Raw genomic sequence first — 19,169 nt, forward strand, 5'->3', positions numbered from 1 at the left:
AGGTCAGCGCAATTAATTTTGCAAAAGCGGATGGGAGGAGGGTCAACGCGCCTTGACGGTCACCCAGTAGCGGCTCAGGTAGTGCACCTGAATCGGCAGGCTGTCCTGCAGGGCAGTCAGGGTGCGCTCGCTGTCGGCCAGGGCAAACACGCCGGTAATCGGCAGCTCGGCGATTGCCGGCTCGCAGCGGATGATCCCGCGCCGATGCCGGCTCAGCTCATCGAGGAATTGTCCCAGCGGCTGGCGCTCGGCGATCAGCCGGCCGTGTTCCCAGGCGATGCTGTTGCTGTCGGCGGCATGCTGCGGGCCGCAGCCTTGCGCGTTGAACCACAGGCCATTGCCGGCCTTGAGCAACTGCTCATTGCCCGCCTTGGGGCGAATCATCAACGCGCCTTCGAACAGCTCGACACGGCTGCCGCCCTGCACTTCGCGCACGGCAAAGCGGGTGCCCAGCGCCTGCACTTCACCGGCAGGGGTATCGACCTTGAGCGGCCTCGGGTCCCTGGCGCTGCTCAGCAGCAGTTCGCCTTCGAGCAGGCGGATGCGTCTTTCGTGGTTGCTGAACCGGATGTTCACGCTGCTGCGGCTGTTGAGCAGCAACTGGCTGCCATCGGCCAGTTGCAGGCGGCGCACTTCGCCGGCGGCGGTACGCTGATCGGCCATGGCCTCCCGCCAGGGCAGGTGGCGCTGGCCCAGGTAACCACTGCCGCCCACCAGCAGCAAGACGCACAGCTGCCGGAGCAGGGTGCGCCGGCTCTGGCGCTCTTCGAGCACGCTGCGGGCGGTTTGCGCGGGCACCGCGGCGAGGGTCTGCTGCAGGGTTTGCAGGCGTTGCCAGGCGCGCTGGTGCTCCGGGTCTGCCGCTTGCCAGTGGGCAAACGCCAGACGTTGTTGCGCATCCAGCGGCCCGTCCCAGTGCAGCATCAGCCAGTGGCTGGCTTGCTCGACGATCGCCGCGTCGATCGGTGCATCGCTTGCCGGGTTCATTCGCTGTAGAGCACCTGATAGCAGGCCTGGATGGCACGGATCATGTACTTCTGTACCGAACTGACGGTCACCCCCAGGCGCTCGGCGATGTCGGCGTAGCCCAGGCCTTCGAAGCGCGACAACAGGAAGGCGCTGCGCACTTTGGCCGGCATGCTGTCGAGCATCTGGTCGATCTGTTGCAGGGTCTGCAGGATCATCGCGCGGGTCTCCAGCGAAGGCGTCTGCGGTTCGTCCAGGTGAGCGATGCTGGCCAGGTAAGCCTGCTCGATACGTTGCCGGCGCCATTGGTCGATCACCAGGTTGCGCGCCAGTTGCACCAGGTAGCTGCGGCCCTCGTCGTGACCGGGCAGGCGGCCGCTGACCAACAGGCGCAGAAAGGTGTCGTGGGCAATGTCGGCGGCGCGCTCACGGTCGCCCAGGCGCTTGCGCAGCCAGGCCTGCAGCCAGCCGTGGTGATCGCGATAGAGGCCATGGAGCTGTTGCTGGGGGGCGAGGGAGGTAGGAGGCACCCGGAGATCCTGAAACATGAAAGATGCAGTTGCGAATTGTTCGCATTATAGGGGTAAAAAAGGAACCGTGACCACCCTGTCGGTGAGTCACGGTCAAGTGGGGGGAGAATCAGATTGCGGCGGCCGCATCGCTGGCAAGCCAGCTCCCACAAGGTGCATGCGGTCTCTGTGGGAGCTGGCTTGCCAGCGATAGGCTGCGTAGCAGCCTCAACATGGTTACTGCTGCAACACTGTCGCCTGGTTACCCGCACCAAACTGCTGGATGTTCGCGGTCATGTTGGCGCCGCTCTGGTCGACCAGCGCCTGGTTGGCCGAGCCGCCCTGGGTCACGTAGGCGACGTTGACGCCATCGGCCTGCTTGATGCTGGCCTGGTTGTTGTCGCCATACAGCTGCCAGGTGTAGCTCTGGTTGCCGCTACCCGACTGCTCGACCTTGATACTGTTGCCAACGCCGTTGCTCAAGCCCGTGGCGTAGTTGACGGTGCCGCGCTGGTCGGCGATGAGCAGGTTGTCGCTGCCGTTCTGTTCGAAATACAGCTCGTTGTTGCTGTCGGCCTGGGTCAGGTTGGCGCTGTTGCCGTTGCCGGTCTGGTTGATCTCGGCGCGCTGGGCACTGCCGAACTGGCCACCGAGCTTGTCGCCCTTCCAGTTGCTGGCGAGGATCTTGTTGCCATCGCCGGTGGAGGTCACCGTCAGCACATGATTGTCGCCATTCTGGTAGGTGTAGTAGACGTTGCCTTGGCCGTTCTGCAACAGCGTGGTGGTCGACTGCAGCGACTCGTACTGGTCGGCGTAGATGGCGTTGAGGCCGCCGAGCTGGGTGATGCTGGCGATGTTGCCGTCGCCGAAGCTCTGGTCGATCACACTTTCGTTGGTTTGCCCGTACTGGGTCACCGTGGCCTGGCTGCCAAGCTGGGTGTCCTGCCAGACTTCACTGGAGTTGGCGCTGCCGTTCTGGCTGATGGTCACCGTGCCGCCCTGGCCCTCGCGCTGGTCGCCATAGGCCCAGTTGTCGTCGCCGGCCTGGAAGATGCCGATCTGCCCGTTGAGGTGGTTGAGGTGCTCGGCGGCGCTGTAGTTGCCGCTACCGGCCTGGATGCTCAGGGCATTGTTGCCGGCGCCACCGTACTGCTGCTCGACGAAGGCGCGGTTGTTGTCACCGTACTGCAGGGTGGTGCCCTGGCTGCCGGTCTGGGTGTCCTGGTAGACGAACGAGAAGTTGCCGGTGCCTTCCTGGGTCTGCTGGGCGGTGTTCTCGACGCCCAGCGACTGGCTGGCGTGGGTGTTGTTCAGGGCCCCGGCGTTCTGCTGGTTGATCTGGCTGCCGAACTCGAACAATTGCTCGGCGTACCCGGCGTTGTAGTCACCGGCGCCGCTTTGCTGGATCTGGCTGTTGCCGCCTTCCTGTTTGGCGGCGTGGTTGTTGCCCTGGCCCAGTTGGTTCTGGGTGGTGGTACTGAGCGGCGCGGCGATCTGTTTGACCTCGGCGATGTTCTCGGTACCGAACTGGTTCTGGGTCGACAGGCTGTCGTCGGCCATGGCCTGGCCGGCAACGGCCAGGACAATGGCGGCGCTTAAAGGAGCGAGCTTGAACATGGTGGTGCCTCCAGGTTTAACGGTATTGGTTGACCTGCACGCGCTGACCGTTGCCGGCCTGGATCACCGAGCTTGAAAGCCCGCTGCCGGCCTGTTCGATGCTGGCGCTGTTGCTGTTGCCGTACTGCTCGATCTGCGCGCGGTTGTTGCTGCCGCTCTGGCTGATCGAGGCGCTGTTGCCATAGCCCTGCTGGCTGATCGAGGCCATCAGGTCGTTGCCTTGTTGCAGGATGAACGCCTCCTGCGCCCCGCCTTGCTGGACGATGCGCCCGAGCAGGGCCTGGCCGTCCTGGCCGATGGCGGCGCGGTTGCTCTGGCCGTTCTGTTCGACCAGGGCCTGCTGGCCGCTCGAAGGCGCCAGCGCCTGCATCGACATTTCGCCCAGGTCACTGCCCACGGCCAGGTCGGCGTTGTCCATCAGGTCGTCGGCCAGGGCGGCCTGACCGCTCAGGGTCAGGCAAAGCAGCAAGGTGGTCAGGCGCGCCATGGTCGTTCTCCTGTAGTTACTGCACGGTGACCGGCACGGTACGCACGGTGCCCTGGCTGCTGCGCACGGTTGCCGTCGGCGCCGCGGTCGGGATCACCGTGGTGCTGTTGCTCACCGTCAGCCGCCAGCGTCCGGTCAGCGGCACCGCGGTGCTGCCGAGGGTGACCAGGCCGGTCGGGGTGGTGACCTGCACGGTGATGGTGTTGCCGGTGGTCACCGACGAAGTGCCGGAGATGTCCCAGTTGAAGCGGTTGTTGGAGCGCGCGGTGACCGTTGCCGCCGTCACCGCGAAGGTTTCCGCCGCTGGCCGTGGCGACACCTGCACCGTGACCGTGGCCGGTGCCGACAGCGCGCCGAGGCTGTCGCGGGCGACATAGCTGAAGGTGGCGGTAAAGGCCGTGGTCACGGTGGCCGGTGGGGTGTAGGTGACCTGGCTGCCATCGGTGCTCGCCGTGCCGCGTCCGGTCGCAGGCTGGGTGACGCTGGCGACCGTCAACGGCACGTTGCCTTCCGGATCGCTGTCGTTGCCCAGGACGTTGATCGGCAAGGCCACGCCCAGGGTCGCGGCCGTGTCGTTGACGGCAGTTGGCAGCTGGTTCGGGGCGACGTTGACCGTCACTGTGGTTACCGCCGATTGCAGCCCTTTGTTGTCCTGGGCTCGGTAAGTGAAGGTGGCCACCAGCGGCGTGTTGACCACGGCCGGTGGGGTGTAGGTGACCGCGGTGCTACCGTTGAGCACCACGCTGCCCTGGCCGCTGGCCGGCTGGGTAAGCTCGCTGATGCTCAGCGGCACGTCGTCGTCCGGGTCGCTGTCGTTGGCCAGCAGGCTCAGGGTCAGTGGCACGCCGAAGCTGGTACTGCCGGTATCGGCTTGCGCCACCGGTGCCTGGTTATCGGCTTCGACCGGTGCATTGCCGACCACCACCACCGGCTCGCTGTCACTGCCGCCCGCGGCGGATTTCACCGTGACGATTGCCGGTGGCTGGGCCAGGTCGTTGACCGTCAGGGTTTGCAGCGTGCCGGACTTCGACAGCCGGCCGTAACCCTGGGCGACCAGGTCGGGCACCTGCACTTCATCGCTGGAACTGGCTTCGATGCGCAGGCGTTTGTTGGCCCAGTCATAACGGGCGGTGGTGACCTTGACCACATCGCTGAGCTTGCTCGACAGCGCGGTGGGGCGGGTGGCGCCGGTCGGGTCGGTGGCGGTGACCACGATCACCGCGGGCGGTGCGGCGCTGCTCAGGTGATGGGCGAAGAACAGGCCGTTATTGTCGGCCAGCAGGTTGAACTGGCAGGGCGAGGGCGGGGTGCCCGGTACCAGCGCCAGGGTGTCGCGCATGCACAGCGTGGCGTTGTTCGGCGCCTTGGCGAACACCTCCACGCGGGTGCCGGCCGCAGTGCGCCGGTAGCTGGCCCGCTGCAGCTCGGCAGGGGTTTGCTTGCGCGGGTCGAGGACCTTGCCGGAGACCGTGAACAGGTTGGTCTGGAGGGTCCCGGCCGGGCCCTGCATACGCACGAAGTTGGTGTTGTTGGGGCTGCCGGTCACGGCTTCGGTAAGGTTCGGGTCGCCGATGTAGGTTTCGCTGGCGCCGGTATCGGGGTTGATCTCGGTGTAGGGGCCGCCGACGCCGCGCAGGAACGGCCCGACCGCACCGTTGAGTACGCCGCTGAAATCCCCCGGGGCACCGATGCCGATGTCACGGGTGATGTTGATCGCGCGTCGCCCGGCGGTGGTGACGTTGACCGTCTCGACCCCGTACGGGTGGGTGATCACATAGGTACCGGTACGCGGCACCGAGGCACGAATGCGGATGCGCGCGAAGCTTTGCTGGTCGCCGTCCACCGGGTTCTCGCTGGCGAACGCCGCTTCGATGCCGGCGACGTAGACCTCCAGCTCGTAACCGCTGTTGCCCACCTCGGGGATCGCGGTTTCGGCCAGGTACCAGAACATCTCCGGTGGCCAGTTGTCGGGGAACACCAGCGGCAGGCTGTCGTCGTAGACGCCAGGCTCGGGCAGCAGGGTGCACATGTAGTTCGGTGGCACCGAAGCCGGCACCCGCGAACTTGCCGCCCGCGACTGGCACAGTTCCAGCGACAGGTTGCCGTGGTCCTGGTACCACATCGGGTAACGCCCGGTGGCCAGGGTGTAGGGGCCGGGATCGACCGCCTTGAGGCCGGCCCAGGCAGTGCCGGCCAGCGAGAGGGAAAGCCCGGCTGCGCAGAGCGCCAGGCGTGGCCAGTTGTTCATGCTGCCTCCTGCTACGGGACGTGGCGTAAGAGTGTTCATGGCACGAGCACCACTTCTTCGCTGTCGCTACCGCCGTTGGCGCTGGTCACCGTGACCTTGGCGGGCGGAATCGGCGACAGGCCGGTGGTGAGGGTCTTGACCGCGCCATTGCCGCTCAGGGTGCCAATCGTGGCGCCGTTGCCGGTGCGGGCGCTGAGCATCGGCGGGCTGGTTTCGTCGCTGGTGCTGGCGACCAGGGTCAACTGCCCGGAGGCCAGGCTGTACTCGGCGCGCTGGATCACCACCAGGTCGGTCAGCGGCAGGGTCAGGGTGGTGGGCGTGCTGCTGGGGATCGCCAGGTGGTTGTCGGCGGTCACCTGCAGGTTCATCGGCAGGGCCGGGTTGAGCACCGACTGGGCGTACCAGGCGCCGGTGGTGTTGGCCTCGGTGAGGGTGAGGTTGGGGGTCTGGCTGATCAGGGTGGCGCTTGCCGGTGGCGGCGGGGCCTGCACGAAGACGTCCTGCTGGGCGCGCAGGTCGCCGTTCTCGCTGTGGCGCGAGTAGGTGCTGCGCTGGGCGATTACCGGGGTTGGGCGGACGACGTCGGAGAGCTTGCCCGAGACCGAGAACAGCTCGGTGCGCAGGTCCAGGCCGTTGGGCCCTTCGATGCGCACGAAGTTGGTATTGAACGGGCTGCCGGTCACGGCTTCTTCCAGGTTCGGGTCGCCGATAAAGCGCTCGCTGGCGCCGGTGGCCGGGTTGGTTTCGGTGTAAGGGCCGCCAACGCCGCGCAGGAACGGGCCGACATCACCTTTGAGCGCGCCCATGTAGGTCTTCGGCGTGCCGATGCCGATGTCGCGGGTCATGTTGATCGCCCGTCCCCCGGCCGCGGGTACATCGAACACTTCGACGCCGTAAGGGTGGGTGACGATGTAGGTACCGGCGGTGGGGACGTCGACGCGGATACGCACCCGGGCAAAGCTGACCTGGTCGCCGTCGACCACTTCCTCGGCGGCAAAGGCCGCCTCGATGGCGGTGCCGTAGCTCAGGTCGATGCCACGGGCAGCGTCGACGATTGCGGCATCGGCGGTGAACCAGAAGGTCTCGTCGGGGTAGTTGCTGGGGAAGCTGATCGGCTGAGTGTCATCGAACACCCCGGGGGCGGGGTTGAGCACGCACATGTACGACGGCGCACCGGGGGCGCCGGGCACCCGCGAACTGACCGCCTTGGACAGGCACAGATCGAGCACCCGGCCGTGGGTGTCCTGGTACCAGGCCGCAAAGCCGCCAGTGGCCGGCAGGTAAGGGCCGGGGTCTACTTCGAACAGGGCGGCCTGGGCCGGCGTCTGGAGAATGCTCGCCAGGATCAGCAAAGCCAGTGGGTGGGGCGTTGGACGGTGCATGAGTCTTCCCTCTTGCAATCGGGCCCATGGACTTGGGTCGTCTGCACAGGCATCGGCAACATCCGTACCAACAGTTTGTCAGCGGCCTGCAGGCCGCTGCGGGCAAGGCCTGGAGAGCGGTCAACGGGTGCCGGGCGGGTTCACCGTCACGGGGCGTGGGCCCCAGGGTTGGGGGCAAGTGGGGCAAGCCTGCGGGGGAATTCCCCGGGCTGGGCTATAACCTATGGAGCGTTCATTCGGGAGTCAGTGATGAGCAGCCAGCCACGCCTCGATTCGTCATCCTTGCAGGTCGCAAGCCCGGCCCCCGCCGCCGTGCGCAAACCGTTCGACCTGCTGCGCTGGTACGCCTTCGTCAGCCTGGCGATCATTCTTTCGGTGGCGGTCGGCCTGGGGCTGATCTCCAGCCGCTTTGTCATCAACGAAAGTGTCGAACGCGACGCCTTGCTCACGGCCCAGTTCATCCAGGCGATTGCTTCAGCCGAAGTGCGCAGCGTGGCCATCCCCAATGTGCGGACCATGGGCGACCTGCTCGACCCCCGCCTGGACCAGGCCTTTGCCGATGTCAGCCCCGAGGCCCGGCGTGCTGCCCGTGGCGAGTTTCTCGACCACATCGCGCATTTGCCGGACATGCTCCTGGCCAATATCTACGCCCCGGACCGCATGGTGATCTGGTCGACCAACCCGGCCCTGATCGGCAAGATGATCGACGCTGATGACGACCTCGACCAGGCGTTCCTCTACAAGCGGCGGGTATCGGCCAGCTACCACACGGTTGATCAAGCCCGCAGCGAGCAGAAGTTCGTCACCCCGCCCGAGCAACTGTTCATCGAGAACTACATTCCGCTGTTCGACGCCGACGGCGAGAATGTCACGGCCATGGTCGAGATCTACAAGGAACCCCGTGACCTGATCGTGCGCATCGAACGTGGCCTGCTGCTGATCTGGCTGGCGATTGCCGTGGGCGCCGGGGTGGTGTACCTCGGCCTGTTCTGGATCATGCACCGCGCCGCCCGGCAACTGGCCATCCAGCAAAAGCAACTGATCAGCAATGAAACCTTCGTCGCCCTGGGCGAGATGTCTTCGGCCGTCGCCCACAGCCTGCGCAACCCCTTGGCCAGCATCCGCTCCAGCGCCGAGCTGGCCCAGGAGATCGAGGAGGGCCCGGCGCAGAAGAACATCGGCGACATCATCAGCCAGGTCGACCGCATGTCGCATTGGGTGCGCCAGCTCCTGCAATCATTGCGTCCCCTCAGTGATGCAGCCGAACCTGTGGAGTTGCTGCGCATCCTGCAAGACAGCCTGCAGGCATTCGAACCACAACTGCTGCGCCAGGGGGTCAAGGTGCAGATCGACGCCGTGCCGGCGGTGCAGGTGTTCAGCCAGCCGGTACTGCTCGGGCAGATTTTCAACAGCCTGATCGCCAATGGCCTGGAAGCCATGCCCGAGGGCGGTACGTTGCGCATCGAGCCTGTGCGGCACAACCGCCACAGCCTGATCCTGCGCCTGTGCGACACCGGCAAGGGCATGAGCGACCAGCAGCAGCGCATGGCCTTCAAACCGTTCTACAGCACCAAGCAAGGTGGCCTGGGGGTTGGCCTGGTGCTGGTCAGGCGGATCATGGAGAGTTTTGGCGGCACGGTGCGCCTGAGCAGTCGTGAAGGCAAGGGCACCTGTGTGCAGCTGAGTTTCAGGCTGGCCAGGGCCGCCCGTGAACGGCGCTGATACTGCCGTACAGGCATGGCTAAATACTATCACTGCATCTTCGCTCATTAGTATTGATGTCAGGCGCCCCGGATGGCCTGAGCTATACATTTGAAGAAAAAAAGCATCCCGGAAGGAAACCATCCGATGCAGATGCTCAACCGCCAGTTGGCCGATGAAGGCCAGCAATCCCAGGCTGCACAACACAAACCGCCGCGCCAGTTCAACCTGCTGCGCTGGTTCTCCGTGGTCAGCCTGCTGATCATCGCCTCGGTTGCCGTGGGCCTTGGCTACGTGTCGACGCGGTTTGTCGTCAATGACAGCGTCGAGCGTGATGCCATGCTCACCGCCCAGTTCATCCAGGCCATGGCCCAGGCCGAAGTGCGCCATTCGCGTATTGCGCCGGGCACGACCATGGCCGAACTGCTCGACCCGCGCCAGGACAGCCAGCACAGCCAGGTCAGTGCGCAGGTGGCGGCGGCGACGCGCACCGAGTTCCTCGATCATGTCGACAGCCTGCCCGATACCCTGCTGACCAATGTCTACGCCCTGGACCGGACCATTGTCTGGTCGACCAATCCGCAGTTGATCGGGCAGCAGATCGAGGGGGACGCGGACCTGGACGAGTCGTTCGCGTCGAAAGTGCCGGTGTCGGCCAGCTACCACCGGGCCGATGAAGAGCGCGAAGAGCAGAAATTCCAGCGTGAGCCCGAGTACCTGTTCATCGAGAACTACCTGCCGATGTTCGACGCTTCCGGCACCCGGGTGGTGTCGATGGTGGAAATCTACAAGGAGCCCCATGATCTGGTGCGGCGCATCCAGCGTGGGTATGTGCTGATCTGGACCTCGACCATCCTCGGCGGCGCGCTGATCTACTTCGGCCTGTTCTGGATCGTGCGCCGCGCGGCGAGCATGCTGCGCACCCAGGAAACCCAACTGGTGGCCAGCGAGACCTTTGCCGCCCTGGGCGAGATGTCCTCGGCGGTGGCCCACAGCTTGCGCAACCCGCTGGCCAACATCCGCTCAAGCGCGGAACTGGCCCAGGACATCGCCAGCGCACCGGCGCAGAAAAACATCGGCGACATCATCAGCCAGGTTGACCGTATGTCGCGCTGGGTGCGTGATCTGCTGGTGTCGTTGCGGCCGATGAATGACGATGCCGAAGCGGTGGAACTGGTGGCAGCCATCGACGACACCCGCCATGCATTCGCCCAGCAACTGGATCGCAACAAGGTCCAGGTACAGATCGACACACCGGCGCTGGCCTGGGTGGTCAGCCAGCCGGTGTTGCTGACGCAGATCCTCAACAGCCTGTTCGCCAACGCCCTGGAGGCCATGCCCACGGGGGGGCGCTTGAACGTGGCGGTGCAGGTGCTGGAAGACCGCCGGCAGCTGCAACTGACCCTGAGCGATACCGGCAAGGGCATGACCCAGCAGCAGGAACGGATGGTCTTCAAGCCTTTTTTCACCACCAAGCAGGGCGGCCTCGGCGTCGGCCTGGTGCTGGTCAAGCGGATCATGGAACGTTTTGGCGGCTCGGTGAGCCTGGCCAGCCGTGAAGAGGAAGGAACCCGTGTCTGCCTGATTTTCAATGTTGCAGCGGGAGGGGACCATGGAACAGAGCATCCTGGTAGTCGAGGATGATGAAATCCTTGCCGAGAACATCCAGACCTACCTTGAGCGCAAAGGCTTCGAGGTCACTGTCTGCCATAGCGCAGAAGAGGCCCTGGAACAATTGCCACGCTGCCAGCCCGATGCGGTGTTGACCGACAACTCGCTGCCCGGCATGAACGGCCACGAACTGCTCAAGGTCTTGGCCCAGCGCGAGCCGGAGCTCAAGGTGATCATGATGACCGGCTATGGCAACGTCGAAGATGCCGTGCTGGCGATGAAAGAGGGCGCGTTCCACTACCTGACCAAACCGGTGGTGCTGGCCGAACTCAAGCTGATGCTGGAAAAGGCCCTGGCCACCGAGCGCATGGAGCGCACCTTGTCGTTTTACCAGGAGCGCGAGGCGCAAAAATCCGGTGGGCAGGCACTGATTGGCGAGTCACCGGCCATGCTTGGCCTCAAGCACACCATCCGCCAGTTGCTCGACGCCGAGCGGCGCATGGCCAGCGGCGACCTGCCGCCGGTGCTGGTAGAAGGCGAGACCGGCACCGGCAAGGAGCTGGTAGCCCGCGCCCTGCATTTTGACGGGGTGCGCAGCAAGGGGCCGTTTATCGAATTCAACTGCGCGTCGATCCCGGCCAACCTGCTGGAAGCCGAGCTGTTCGGCCATGAGAAGGGCGCGTTTACCGATGCCAAGGATCGCCGCGTTGGCCTGGTCGAGGCGGCGGACGGCGGTACCTTGTTTCTCGACGAGATCGGCGAGATGGACCTGCTGTTGCAGGCCAAGCTGCTCAAGCTGCTGGAAGACCGCACCATCCGCCGCATTGGCGCGGTGAAAGAACGCAAGGTCGACCTGCGCATCATCAGCGCCACCAACTGCAACCTGGAGCAGATGGTCCAGCAGGGCAAGTTTCGTCGTGACCTGTTTTTCCGCCTGCGCATCATCTCGATCAAGGTGCCCAGGCTGTATGCCCGTGGTGAAGACATCCTGTTGCTGGCTCGGCACTTTCTTGCCCAGCACGGCAAACGCTATGGCAAGCCGAACCTGCGCTTCAGCGACGAGGCCGAGGAATTGATGCTCAACTACAGCTGGCCGGGCAACGTGCGCGAATTGCGCAACATGCTTGAGCAGACGGTGTTGCTGGCGCCCCAGGAACTGATCGCCCCGCACCAGCTCAACGTGTGCATGAGCCTGGTGGATGAGCCGCTGGAGATGCCGGCGCTTGCCGTGCACGAGGCGTACGGCAATGGCGATGCCCAGGCCTCGGCGAGCCTGCCGGAAGTGGAGCGCGACATGGTGCGCAAGATGCTTGATCGCACCGACTGGAACGTCACCAAGTCGGCGCGGCTGCTGGGTTTGAGCCGGGATATGTTGCGTTACCGGATCGAGAAACTTGGACTGACTCGGCCTGACAAGCGCCAGTGGTAGCGTTGGGGCTGCTGCGCAGCCCTTCGCCGGCAACGCCGGCTCCCACAGGGTTGTGCATACCCCAGACACATCAGGTTTAACTGTACTGATACCCCAATGTAATGACCGGGCTAGCCTGAAAGTTCATCTTCAGGAGACCCGACATGGACAGCCCAGCCTCCCACCGCCTGAGACGTGGGCGAGTATCGACACCTGGCGGCTTGTACCTGCTGACCAGCATCACTGAAAACCGCCAACCGGTTTTTACTGATTTTCACCTGGCTCGGCTGATGGTTGAACAGCTGCAATATGCACAGCAACAAGCCCTGGCGAAATCCCTGGCCTGGGTGATCATGCCCGATCATCTGCACTGGTTGATCGAGCTGCAGCAGGGAACCCTTGCATCCTTGGTACGTCGGGTCAAATCCCGCAGTACCTGCCTGATCAACAAGGCCAGCCGGCGCACGGGGCGCTTATGGCAACAAGGCTTCCATGACCGGGCGTTGCGCCGGGAAGAGGATATTCAGGCGGTGGCACGTTACATCGTTGCGAACCCATTGAGAGCGGGATTGGTGTCCCGCATTGGCGACTACCCGCATTGGGATGCCATCTGGCTCTAGACCCCTGGGGTGATCGGAGCATGCACAACCCTGTGGGGAATGGCGACCGCTGCGCGCTCGATCGCTGGCAACGCCAGCTCCCACAGGTCCATTGTGGGAGCAACTGTCTTGATCAGGCTGTTTGCACTCGACCAACGGCGCTACTCGCGCCCGCGCATGAAGAACCCCGCCACGTACTTGCGGAAGGTATCCAGGCTCTTGAAGTCGGCATAACGCTTGAACGTTTCACCCTCTGGCTCCGGCCCCAGCGGCTGCTCGGTCAGCGACACCGACAGCACCCGGTCCTGGTCGGAGCTGAGCACCAGTGCATCCATGCCCTGACCACCCAGCACCGGCCGGCGCATGATCACCTTGACGCCCTTGCTGGCCATCCAGTCAATCAGCGAGATGAGCATCTTCAACGGCTCTCGCTCTTCATCGCGATACACCGGAAACAGCTGCCCGCGGGACAGCACCGGCACGCTGGCGACATGAATCAGCTCATAGAAATGACTGCCGGCACTGGCCGGCGAGTAGATCGCCAGGGCCAGCAACGGCCCCGGGGTTTTGCTGCCGCCCCAGAGCAGGTGATGGCCCTGGAAGTCGAAGCCGTCTTCACTGCGGTCGTTGAACACCTTGCGCGCCTTGACCTGGCTGACACAGTCGAGCAGCAGGCCATGCCGGCGATGGTTGCCAAAGGCCGTGGACTCACGCAAGCGCCCCTTGAGCATCATCATGTGCTTCATGTCCAGGCGGGTTTCCAGGTAGTTGCTGGCCGGCACCCGCTCGATCAAGGGGTAACGGCTGGCCACCCCGCGCAATTCGGCGAACTGCCCGGTGAGGTCTTTTTTCAGGTGAGTGGCGTAGACATTCAGGCCACTGGCCTCGATCAGGGTCAGCAGCAGCGACAGCAGCCGGTGCTGTTCGCGTTTGTCGCCACTGCCTGCGGATTCGCCTGCGCCATCGCTGGCACGCTTGAAATCACCGATCAGGCGCAACGGCGCGTCGGGCGCGAGCCAGGCCGCCGGTGGCGAATCGTTGTCGCTGTCGCGGCTGCCACTTTCACGCTCATCCTTGATGAACGCGCAGTCTGGCGCGTGCTCGGCCGTGCCCGGGTTGTTCTTGAGGAACAGGGTGCCGGTGTTGCCATTGAGGTTGACGTTGAGCACCGGCATTGCCCTGGGCTGGCAATCGCAGGCCAGCCAGTGGCCGGCGGCGCGCACCTTCATCAACAGCTGGTTGGCCTGCAACAGGCGCGGGCCCTCAAGACTACCCTGGACAAAGCCACGCAACAGCTCGTCTTCAGCAGGGGTGAGGGTGCGCACCAGCGCGATGTTTTTTTCGATGATTCGCATGGACAATCCTGGCCAGCCTTCCTTTGCCTGCCACCTTAATGCAAAGCCCGGCTGGCGAACATGCCCGCCAGCCGAACCAAGCGCTGCTTACTGGCCGCCAAACAGCTTGGCGGCGCGGGCGCGGATCTCTTCCACGGAGAGGTCTTCCTGGTGGGTGGAGACGAACCACAGGTTGCCGAACGGGTCTTTCAAGGTGCCGCTACGGTCGCCGTAGAACTGGTCTTTGACTTCAGTGACCTGGGTGGCACCGGCGGCGAGGGCCTGGGCATAGGTGGCATCGGCATTTTCGACATACAGGTGCAGGCCGATGGCGGTGCCATTGAGCGATTGGCTGCTGGTCAGCCCGCCAGACTGCTCGCACGGGTCGGCGAGCATCAGCGAGGAGTCGCCGATCTTAAGCTCGGCATGGCCGACGCGCCCGTCGGGGCTGTCGAGGCGGAACATCTCGATCGCACCGAAGGCCTTCTTGTAGAAATCGATGGCCTTGGCGGCATCCTTGATGCCCAGGTAGGGGGTAATGCTGTGTTGTCCTTCGGGGATTGGTTTGACTGCCATTTTATTGATCCTCCTTTAAAGCGCCGCAGGGGAATGGCGCGAAACTGTATGTTTATACAGTTTCGGCGATTCGGCAAATCAAAATTCACAGCGCTGGACGGAAGGTCGTCAGAAAATGTAATCGGTGGTCAGGAAGCTCGACTCGCGGTTGCGGATGATGTCGCTGATCAGCTGCTTGTTGCTCTCCTGGAACCTGGTCGCCACCAGCGTGCGAATGGAGAACACGCGCAGTGCGTCGTGCACCGACAGGGTGCCTTCGGCCGAGTTCTTGCGCCCGTTGAACGGGTAGGTGTCCGGGCCGCGCTGGCACTGGGCATTGAGGTTGATACGGCCGACCTGGTTGGCGAAGGTATCGACCAGCATGCCGACTTCAGCCGAGTTGCTGCCGAAGATGCTCAGCTGCTGGCCGAAGTCGGAATCGAGCACATAGTCGATCACCGTCTGCAGGTCGCGATAAGGCACCACCGGCACCAGCGGGCCGAACTGCTCTTCATGGTACACGCGCATCTGCGCATTCACCGGGTACAGCAGGGCGGGGTAGAAGAACGAGCCACGGCTGGCGCCACCGCCTTCATTGATGACTTGTGCACCCTTGTCGACGGCATCGGCCACCAGGCCGTTGAGGTAGTCGATCTTGCCCGCTTCCGGCAGCGGCGTCAGGGCCACGCCCGGCTCCCAGGGCATGCCCGGCTTGAGCGCGGCCAGCTTGCGCTGGAACTTGTCGAGAAAGCTTGCGACCACGTCTTCATGGACGAAGAGAATCTTCAGCGCCGTGCAGCGCTGGCCGTTGAACGACAGGGCGCCGGTGACCGCCTCGTTCACCGCGTTGTCGAGGTCGACCTCGGGCAGCACGATCCCCGGGTTCTTGGCATCCAGGCCGAGGGCGGCGCGCAGGCGGTGCGGGCGCGGGTGGAGTTTTTTCAGGTCGCTGGCGGCCTTGTTGGTGCCGATGAAGGCGAACACATCGATCTTGCCGCTGGCCATCAGCGCACTGACGGTCTCGCGGCCACGGCCATAGATGACGTTGATCACCCCGGCCGGGAAACTGTCGCGAAAGGCCTCAAGCAGCGGACGGATCAGCAGCACGCCGAACTTGGCCGGCTTGAACACCACGGTGTTGCCCATGATCAGCGCCGGGATCAGGGTGGTGAAGGTTTCGTTCAGCGGGTAGTTGTAGGGGCCCATGCACAAGGCCACGCCCAGCGGCGCGCGGCGGATCTGGCCGAGGGTGTCCTGCTCCAGTTCGAAGCGGCTGGAACGGCGGTCCAGCTCCTTGAGCGCACCGATGGTGTCGACGATGTAGTCACAGGTGCGGTCGAACTCTTTTTCCGAATCCTTGAGGTTCTTGCCGATTTCCCACATCAGCAGCTTGACCACCGCCTCGCGCTGTTCGCGCATCTTGCCCAGGAAGGTCTCGACATGCTGGATGCGTTCGGCCACCCGCATCGTCGGCCAGGCGCCACGGCCTTTGTCGTAGGCATGTACGGCGGCGTCCAGGGCGGTGAGGGCGGTATCGGCGTCCAGCAGCGGCGTATTGCCGAGGGTCACCTGGCGCTCTTCGTTACCTTCCTTGAGCCACACCGGGCTGCGCACCGTGGCCAGGGGCCCGTCCCATTGCTGCAACTGGCCGTTGACCAGGTACTCGCGTTGCACCAGCGGTTCACCCAGGCGGTACGCCTCGGGGATCTCGTTGGCAGTGGGAAACAGCGAATCGAGCAGACGGTCCATGGGCGCAGCACCTCTTTTTCTGTAATGGGTGAAACGTTTCAGTCCGAGCATAACGCCAGGGCGCTAAAAAAAGCCAGCCTCGCTCAACATTGCGCCCAAGGCGCCGATAAAGCAGTAATCCGATGCGAATAACGGACCTATGAGCACAAGAACCCTCGCCCTTGATGACAATCTGGTCCTGCCAAAGAACCTGCGCACCACCCTCAATCGCCTGCTGCCGGTAGGTTTTGCCCTGATCGGTATCGGCCTGTCGGTGGTGCTCGGGCGTCTGGACGTGCAGCGCCAGGAAGCCGAAGTGATCGCCAATGCCAGCGCGCGCCTGTCCGGTGTGCGCGCCAGTATCGAAGCGCAATTGCGCTCGGCGTTCGGTGAGACCGAGGGCATTGCCCAACTGCTGAGCGCCGACGGTGAAATCAGCCCCGAGCATTTTCACGACATGGCCCGCCAGGCCATCGCCTCGGTGCCGCACATCCGGCATATCTCCCTGGCCCCGGGCGATGTGATCGCCGACGTCTACCCGCTGCACGGCAACCAGAGCGTGCTGGGCATGGACTACCGTCAGTTGCCGGACCAATACCCGCTGCTGCAGCGCGCCCGCGACAACTACAGCCCGGTGCTGGCCGGCCCGGTGCAACTGTTCCAGGGCGGGCGCGGGCTGATCTACCGGCGCCCGGTGTTCCTCAAGGGCCACAAGGGCGTGCAGCTGTACTGGGGCAATGTCTCGATCGTCGCCGATATCGACCGTTTGCTCAGTACCGCCGGGCTCGACCTCGACCCGGGCTTCGAGCTGGCCCTGCGCGGCGCCGACGGCCAGGGTTCGATCGGCGGCATGATCTGGGGCGACCCGAAGCTGTTCGAGCAGCACCCGGTCACCGTCAACGTCGACGTCCCCGGCGGGCTCTGGCAACTGGCGGCCAGCCCCCTGGGCGGCTGGCCATCGATGAGCCTGTTTGCCTCGCCGTTGTTCCTGTTTGCCCTGACCTGCACCGGCCTGTTCAGCGTGTTCGTCGCCCAGCTCAACCGCAGCAACCACCTGATCAACCTGCGTAACCGTGAACTCAAGCTGTCCCAGGCGCAACTGGAGCGCCTGGCGCATTTCGATGCGATCACCGGCTTGCCCAACCGCCTGCGCTTTCATCAGCAACTGCTCGATGAAATCAACCAGGGCCAGCGCCTGGCGGTGCTGGTGCTGGATATCGACGGCTTCAAGCAGGTCAATGACAGCCTCGGCCATGCCATGGGCGACCTGCTGCTGCAGCAGGCCACGGCGCGCTTCATGCAGATCATCGAACCCCAGGATTGCCTGTGCCGGCTGGGCGGCGATGAATTTGCCTTTGTTTTCAAAGGGCCGGATGGCCGGTGCATCGAGCGCATCCAGGCGTTGCTGCAAACCCTGCAGTTGCCCTTCGACCTCAAGGGCAACGCTGCCCTGGTCACCGGCAGCATTGGCCTGGCCTGGTGCCCGGAACACGGCCAGAGCGCCGACCGCCTGCTGCGCCATGCCGACACCGCGATGTACGCGGCCAAGGAGAGCGGGCGCAACGCCTACCGCCTGTACCAGCCGGAGATGACCCAGCGCCTGCAGCAGCGCCTGGACCTGGAACACAACCTGCGCCGTGCGCTGAAGCACAACGAATTCGAGCTCTGGTACCAACCCAAGATCGACCTGTTCAGCGGCCGCGTCGAAGGCGCCGAAGCGCTGCTGCGCTGGCGTGATCCAGAGCACGGGCTGGTATCGCCAGCGCAGTTCATCCCCCTGGCCGAACGCACGGGGCTGATCATCCCCTTGGGGGAGAAGGTGCTGGATCTGGCCTGCGCGCAGATCGCCGCCTGGCGTGCCGCCGAGCGCCTGCCCGGGCCGGTGGCAATCAACGTCGCGGCCCTGCAGATCGAGCGCAGCGACTATGTCGCCAGCCTCAAGCGCAGCCTCAAACGCTACGACCTGGCGCCAACCCTGCTGGAGGTGGAAATTACCGAAAGCCTGCTGATGGAAAGCCAGCAGCATGCCTGTGCGGTGCTGGCGCAGTTGCAGGAGCTGGGCGTGACCACGGCGGTGGACGACTTCGGCACCGGTTACTCGTCACTGGCCTACCTGAAGATGCTGCCGATCGACCACCTGAAGATCGACCGCGCCTTCATCAAGGATTTGCCCGAAGACGACGATGGCGCGGCGATTACCCGCGCGATCATCGACCTGGGCCATGCCCTGGGCTTCAAGATCACCGCGGAAGGCATCGAGACCGCCGAACAATATGCCTTTTTGCGCAACGCTGGCTGCGACCAGGGCCAGGGTTTCTGGATGGGCCGGCCGATGCCGGTGGCTGAATTCGACAGCTGGCTGGAAACAAAAGTAGCGGATAAAGGCATTTTGACTCGGTGAATTTAAGATTGTCGAATTTCGGCTGAGATGTGATAGCAGATCGCTTGGCTTTTCCTATACTCGGTGAACATGCCACTGGGGTGGAGTAAAAAAATGCGACGCGACGGAACATCAACCCTAAATTCTTACGATGCGATTCAAATATTGAATGACCAAGGCTTATGCCTAAGCGCTATAAGTTCTTTATGTAGATATAACGATTCGAAAGGGAAGCTCTCTGAGCAAGAGGTCGAGATTCTTCGTGTTGAAGCCGAGTTGCAATTCGCTAGGTTGCAAGAGTTCTACCTAAGAAAATTGGGCGGATACGCTTTCGTTCGTCATTGACTCGCTTCGTGGCGCCTAATTTGGCTGAAATGTCTGTGCTCACAGGTGACGGCGTTACTGCTGTTAGTAGATAGAGGACTTCCTAGATTTACTTGAAAATTCGCCCGTCAAGCCTTTTTAAGCTAGTTCAAATGGTTCCTAGGATTTATCCTACGCGCTCTGTCGCCTTCAGTCGCTTGCTTGGGCTAAATGTTCAAACTAGGCTCGCTCGGTCACTAAATTTTTGGTGATCGGGTTTGGCGACCCGGGATCTATATGCAGATATGTCCCTGAAGAAAGGCGGGCGTTTTCATGCCCGT

14 protein-coding genes are annotated in these 19,169 nt (G+C 63.7%); 5 read left to right on the top strand and 9 right to left on the bottom strand.

Annotated features, from left to right (window positions below):
- Positions 1–42 precede the first annotated feature (42 nt).
- From LOY45_RS12435 to LOY45_RS12460, 6 genes are all read right to left on the bottom strand, one after another.
- Positions 43–987, bottom strand: a complete 945-nt coding sequence (locus tag LOY45_RS12435) for a FecR domain-containing protein (RefSeq protein WP_115086494.1) — start codon at positions 985–987, stop codon at positions 43–45.
- Positions 984–1,496 (bottom strand): sigma-70 family RNA polymerase sigma factor, encoded by a 513-nt coding sequence (locus tag LOY45_RS12440; RefSeq protein WP_233673436.1) that lies wholly within the window; start codon positions 1,494–1,496, stop codon positions 984–986. Before LOY45_RS12440 ends, LOY45_RS12435 begins: the two co-directional genes overlap by 4 nt.
- 216 nt (positions 1,497–1,712) lie before the next feature.
- Complete coding sequence (locus LOY45_RS12445; protein WP_233673435.1) at positions 1,713–3,092, bottom strand: curlin; 1,380 nt, start codon at positions 3,090–3,092, stop codon at positions 1,713–1,715.
- 16 nt (positions 3,093–3,108) lie between these two features.
- A complete protein-coding gene (locus LOY45_RS12450; protein ID WP_115086497.1) occupies positions 3,109–3,579 on the bottom strand; it encodes a curlin in 471 nt (156 codons plus the stop codon).
- Between the two features lie 16 nt (positions 3,580–3,595).
- Positions 3,596–5,827 carry an Ig-like domain-containing protein gene (locus LOY45_RS12455; protein WP_134062526.1) on the bottom strand — a complete coding sequence of 744 codons (2,232 nt, stop codon included), beginning with the start codon at positions 5,825–5,827 and terminating at the stop codon, positions 3,596–3,598.
- A 35-nt stretch (positions 5,828–5,862) separates the two neighbouring features.
- Positions 5,863–7,209, bottom strand: coding sequence for a hypothetical protein (locus tag LOY45_RS12460; protein ID WP_115086499.1), 1,347 nt, complete (start codon positions 7,207–7,209; stop codon positions 5,863–5,865).
- 249 nt (positions 7,210–7,458) lie between these two features.
- Between LOY45_RS12460 and LOY45_RS12465 the strand changes: the two genes are divergently transcribed.
- From LOY45_RS12465 to LOY45_RS12480, 4 genes are all read left to right on the top strand, one after another.
- On the top strand, positions 7,459–8,931 hold the full coding sequence (locus tag LOY45_RS12465) for a sensor histidine kinase (protein WP_115086500.1): 1,473 nt from the start codon (positions 7,459–7,461) through the stop codon (positions 8,929–8,931).
- A 126-nt stretch (positions 8,932–9,057) separates the two neighbouring features.
- The gene (locus tag LOY45_RS12470; RefSeq protein WP_115086501.1) at positions 9,058–10,554 is read left to right on the top strand and encodes a sensor histidine kinase; all 1,497 of its coding nucleotides are present in this window, start codon (positions 9,058–9,060) and stop codon (positions 10,552–10,554) included.
- Positions 10,523–11,950 (top strand): sigma-54-dependent transcriptional regulator, encoded by a 1,428-nt coding sequence (locus LOY45_RS12475; protein WP_115086502.1) that lies wholly within the window; start codon positions 10,523–10,525, stop codon positions 11,948–11,950. Before LOY45_RS12470 ends, LOY45_RS12475 begins: the two co-directional genes overlap by 32 nt.
- Positions 11,951–12,093: 143 nt before the next feature.
- Positions 12,094–12,549 carry an REP-associated tyrosine transposase gene (locus LOY45_RS12480; RefSeq protein ID WP_115086503.1) on the top strand — a complete coding sequence of 152 codons (456 nt, stop codon included), beginning with the start codon at positions 12,094–12,096 and terminating at the stop codon, positions 12,547–12,549.
- 140 nt (positions 12,550–12,689) lie between these two features.
- Here LOY45_RS12480 and LOY45_RS12485 read toward each other — a convergent pair whose 3' ends face one another.
- From LOY45_RS12485 to LOY45_RS12495, 3 genes are all read right to left on the bottom strand, one after another.
- Positions 12,690–13,883, bottom strand: coding sequence for a hypothetical protein (locus LOY45_RS12485; protein WP_115086504.1), 1,194 nt, complete (start codon positions 13,881–13,883; stop codon positions 12,690–12,692).
- Between the two features lie 87 nt (positions 13,884–13,970).
- Positions 13,971–14,438: a VOC family protein gene (locus tag LOY45_RS12490; protein WP_233673429.1), complete on the bottom strand. Its 468-nt coding sequence runs from the start codon at positions 14,436–14,438 to the stop codon at positions 13,971–13,973.
- A gap of 108 nt (positions 14,439–14,546) precedes the next feature.
- A complete protein-coding gene (locus LOY45_RS12495; protein ID WP_258579215.1) occupies positions 14,547–16,166 on the bottom strand; it encodes an NADP-dependent glyceraldehyde-3-phosphate dehydrogenase in 1,620 nt (539 codons plus the stop codon).
- Between the two features lie 139 nt (positions 16,167–16,305).
- Here LOY45_RS12495 and LOY45_RS12500 point away from each other — a divergent pair, with 139 nt between their 5' ends.
- Positions 16,306–18,546 carry a putative bifunctional diguanylate cyclase/phosphodiesterase gene (locus LOY45_RS12500; protein WP_115086507.1) on the top strand — a complete coding sequence of 747 codons (2,241 nt, stop codon included), beginning with the start codon at positions 16,306–16,308 and terminating at the stop codon, positions 18,544–18,546.
- The last annotated feature ends 623 nt before the right edge of the window (positions 18,547–19,169 follow it).

Origin of the sequence: Pseudomonas wadenswilerensis (assembly GCF_024749185.1) — a bacterium.
Taxonomy (GTDB): domain Bacteria; phylum Pseudomonadota; class Gammaproteobacteria; order Pseudomonadales; family Pseudomonadaceae; genus Aquipseudomonas; species Aquipseudomonas wadenswilerensis.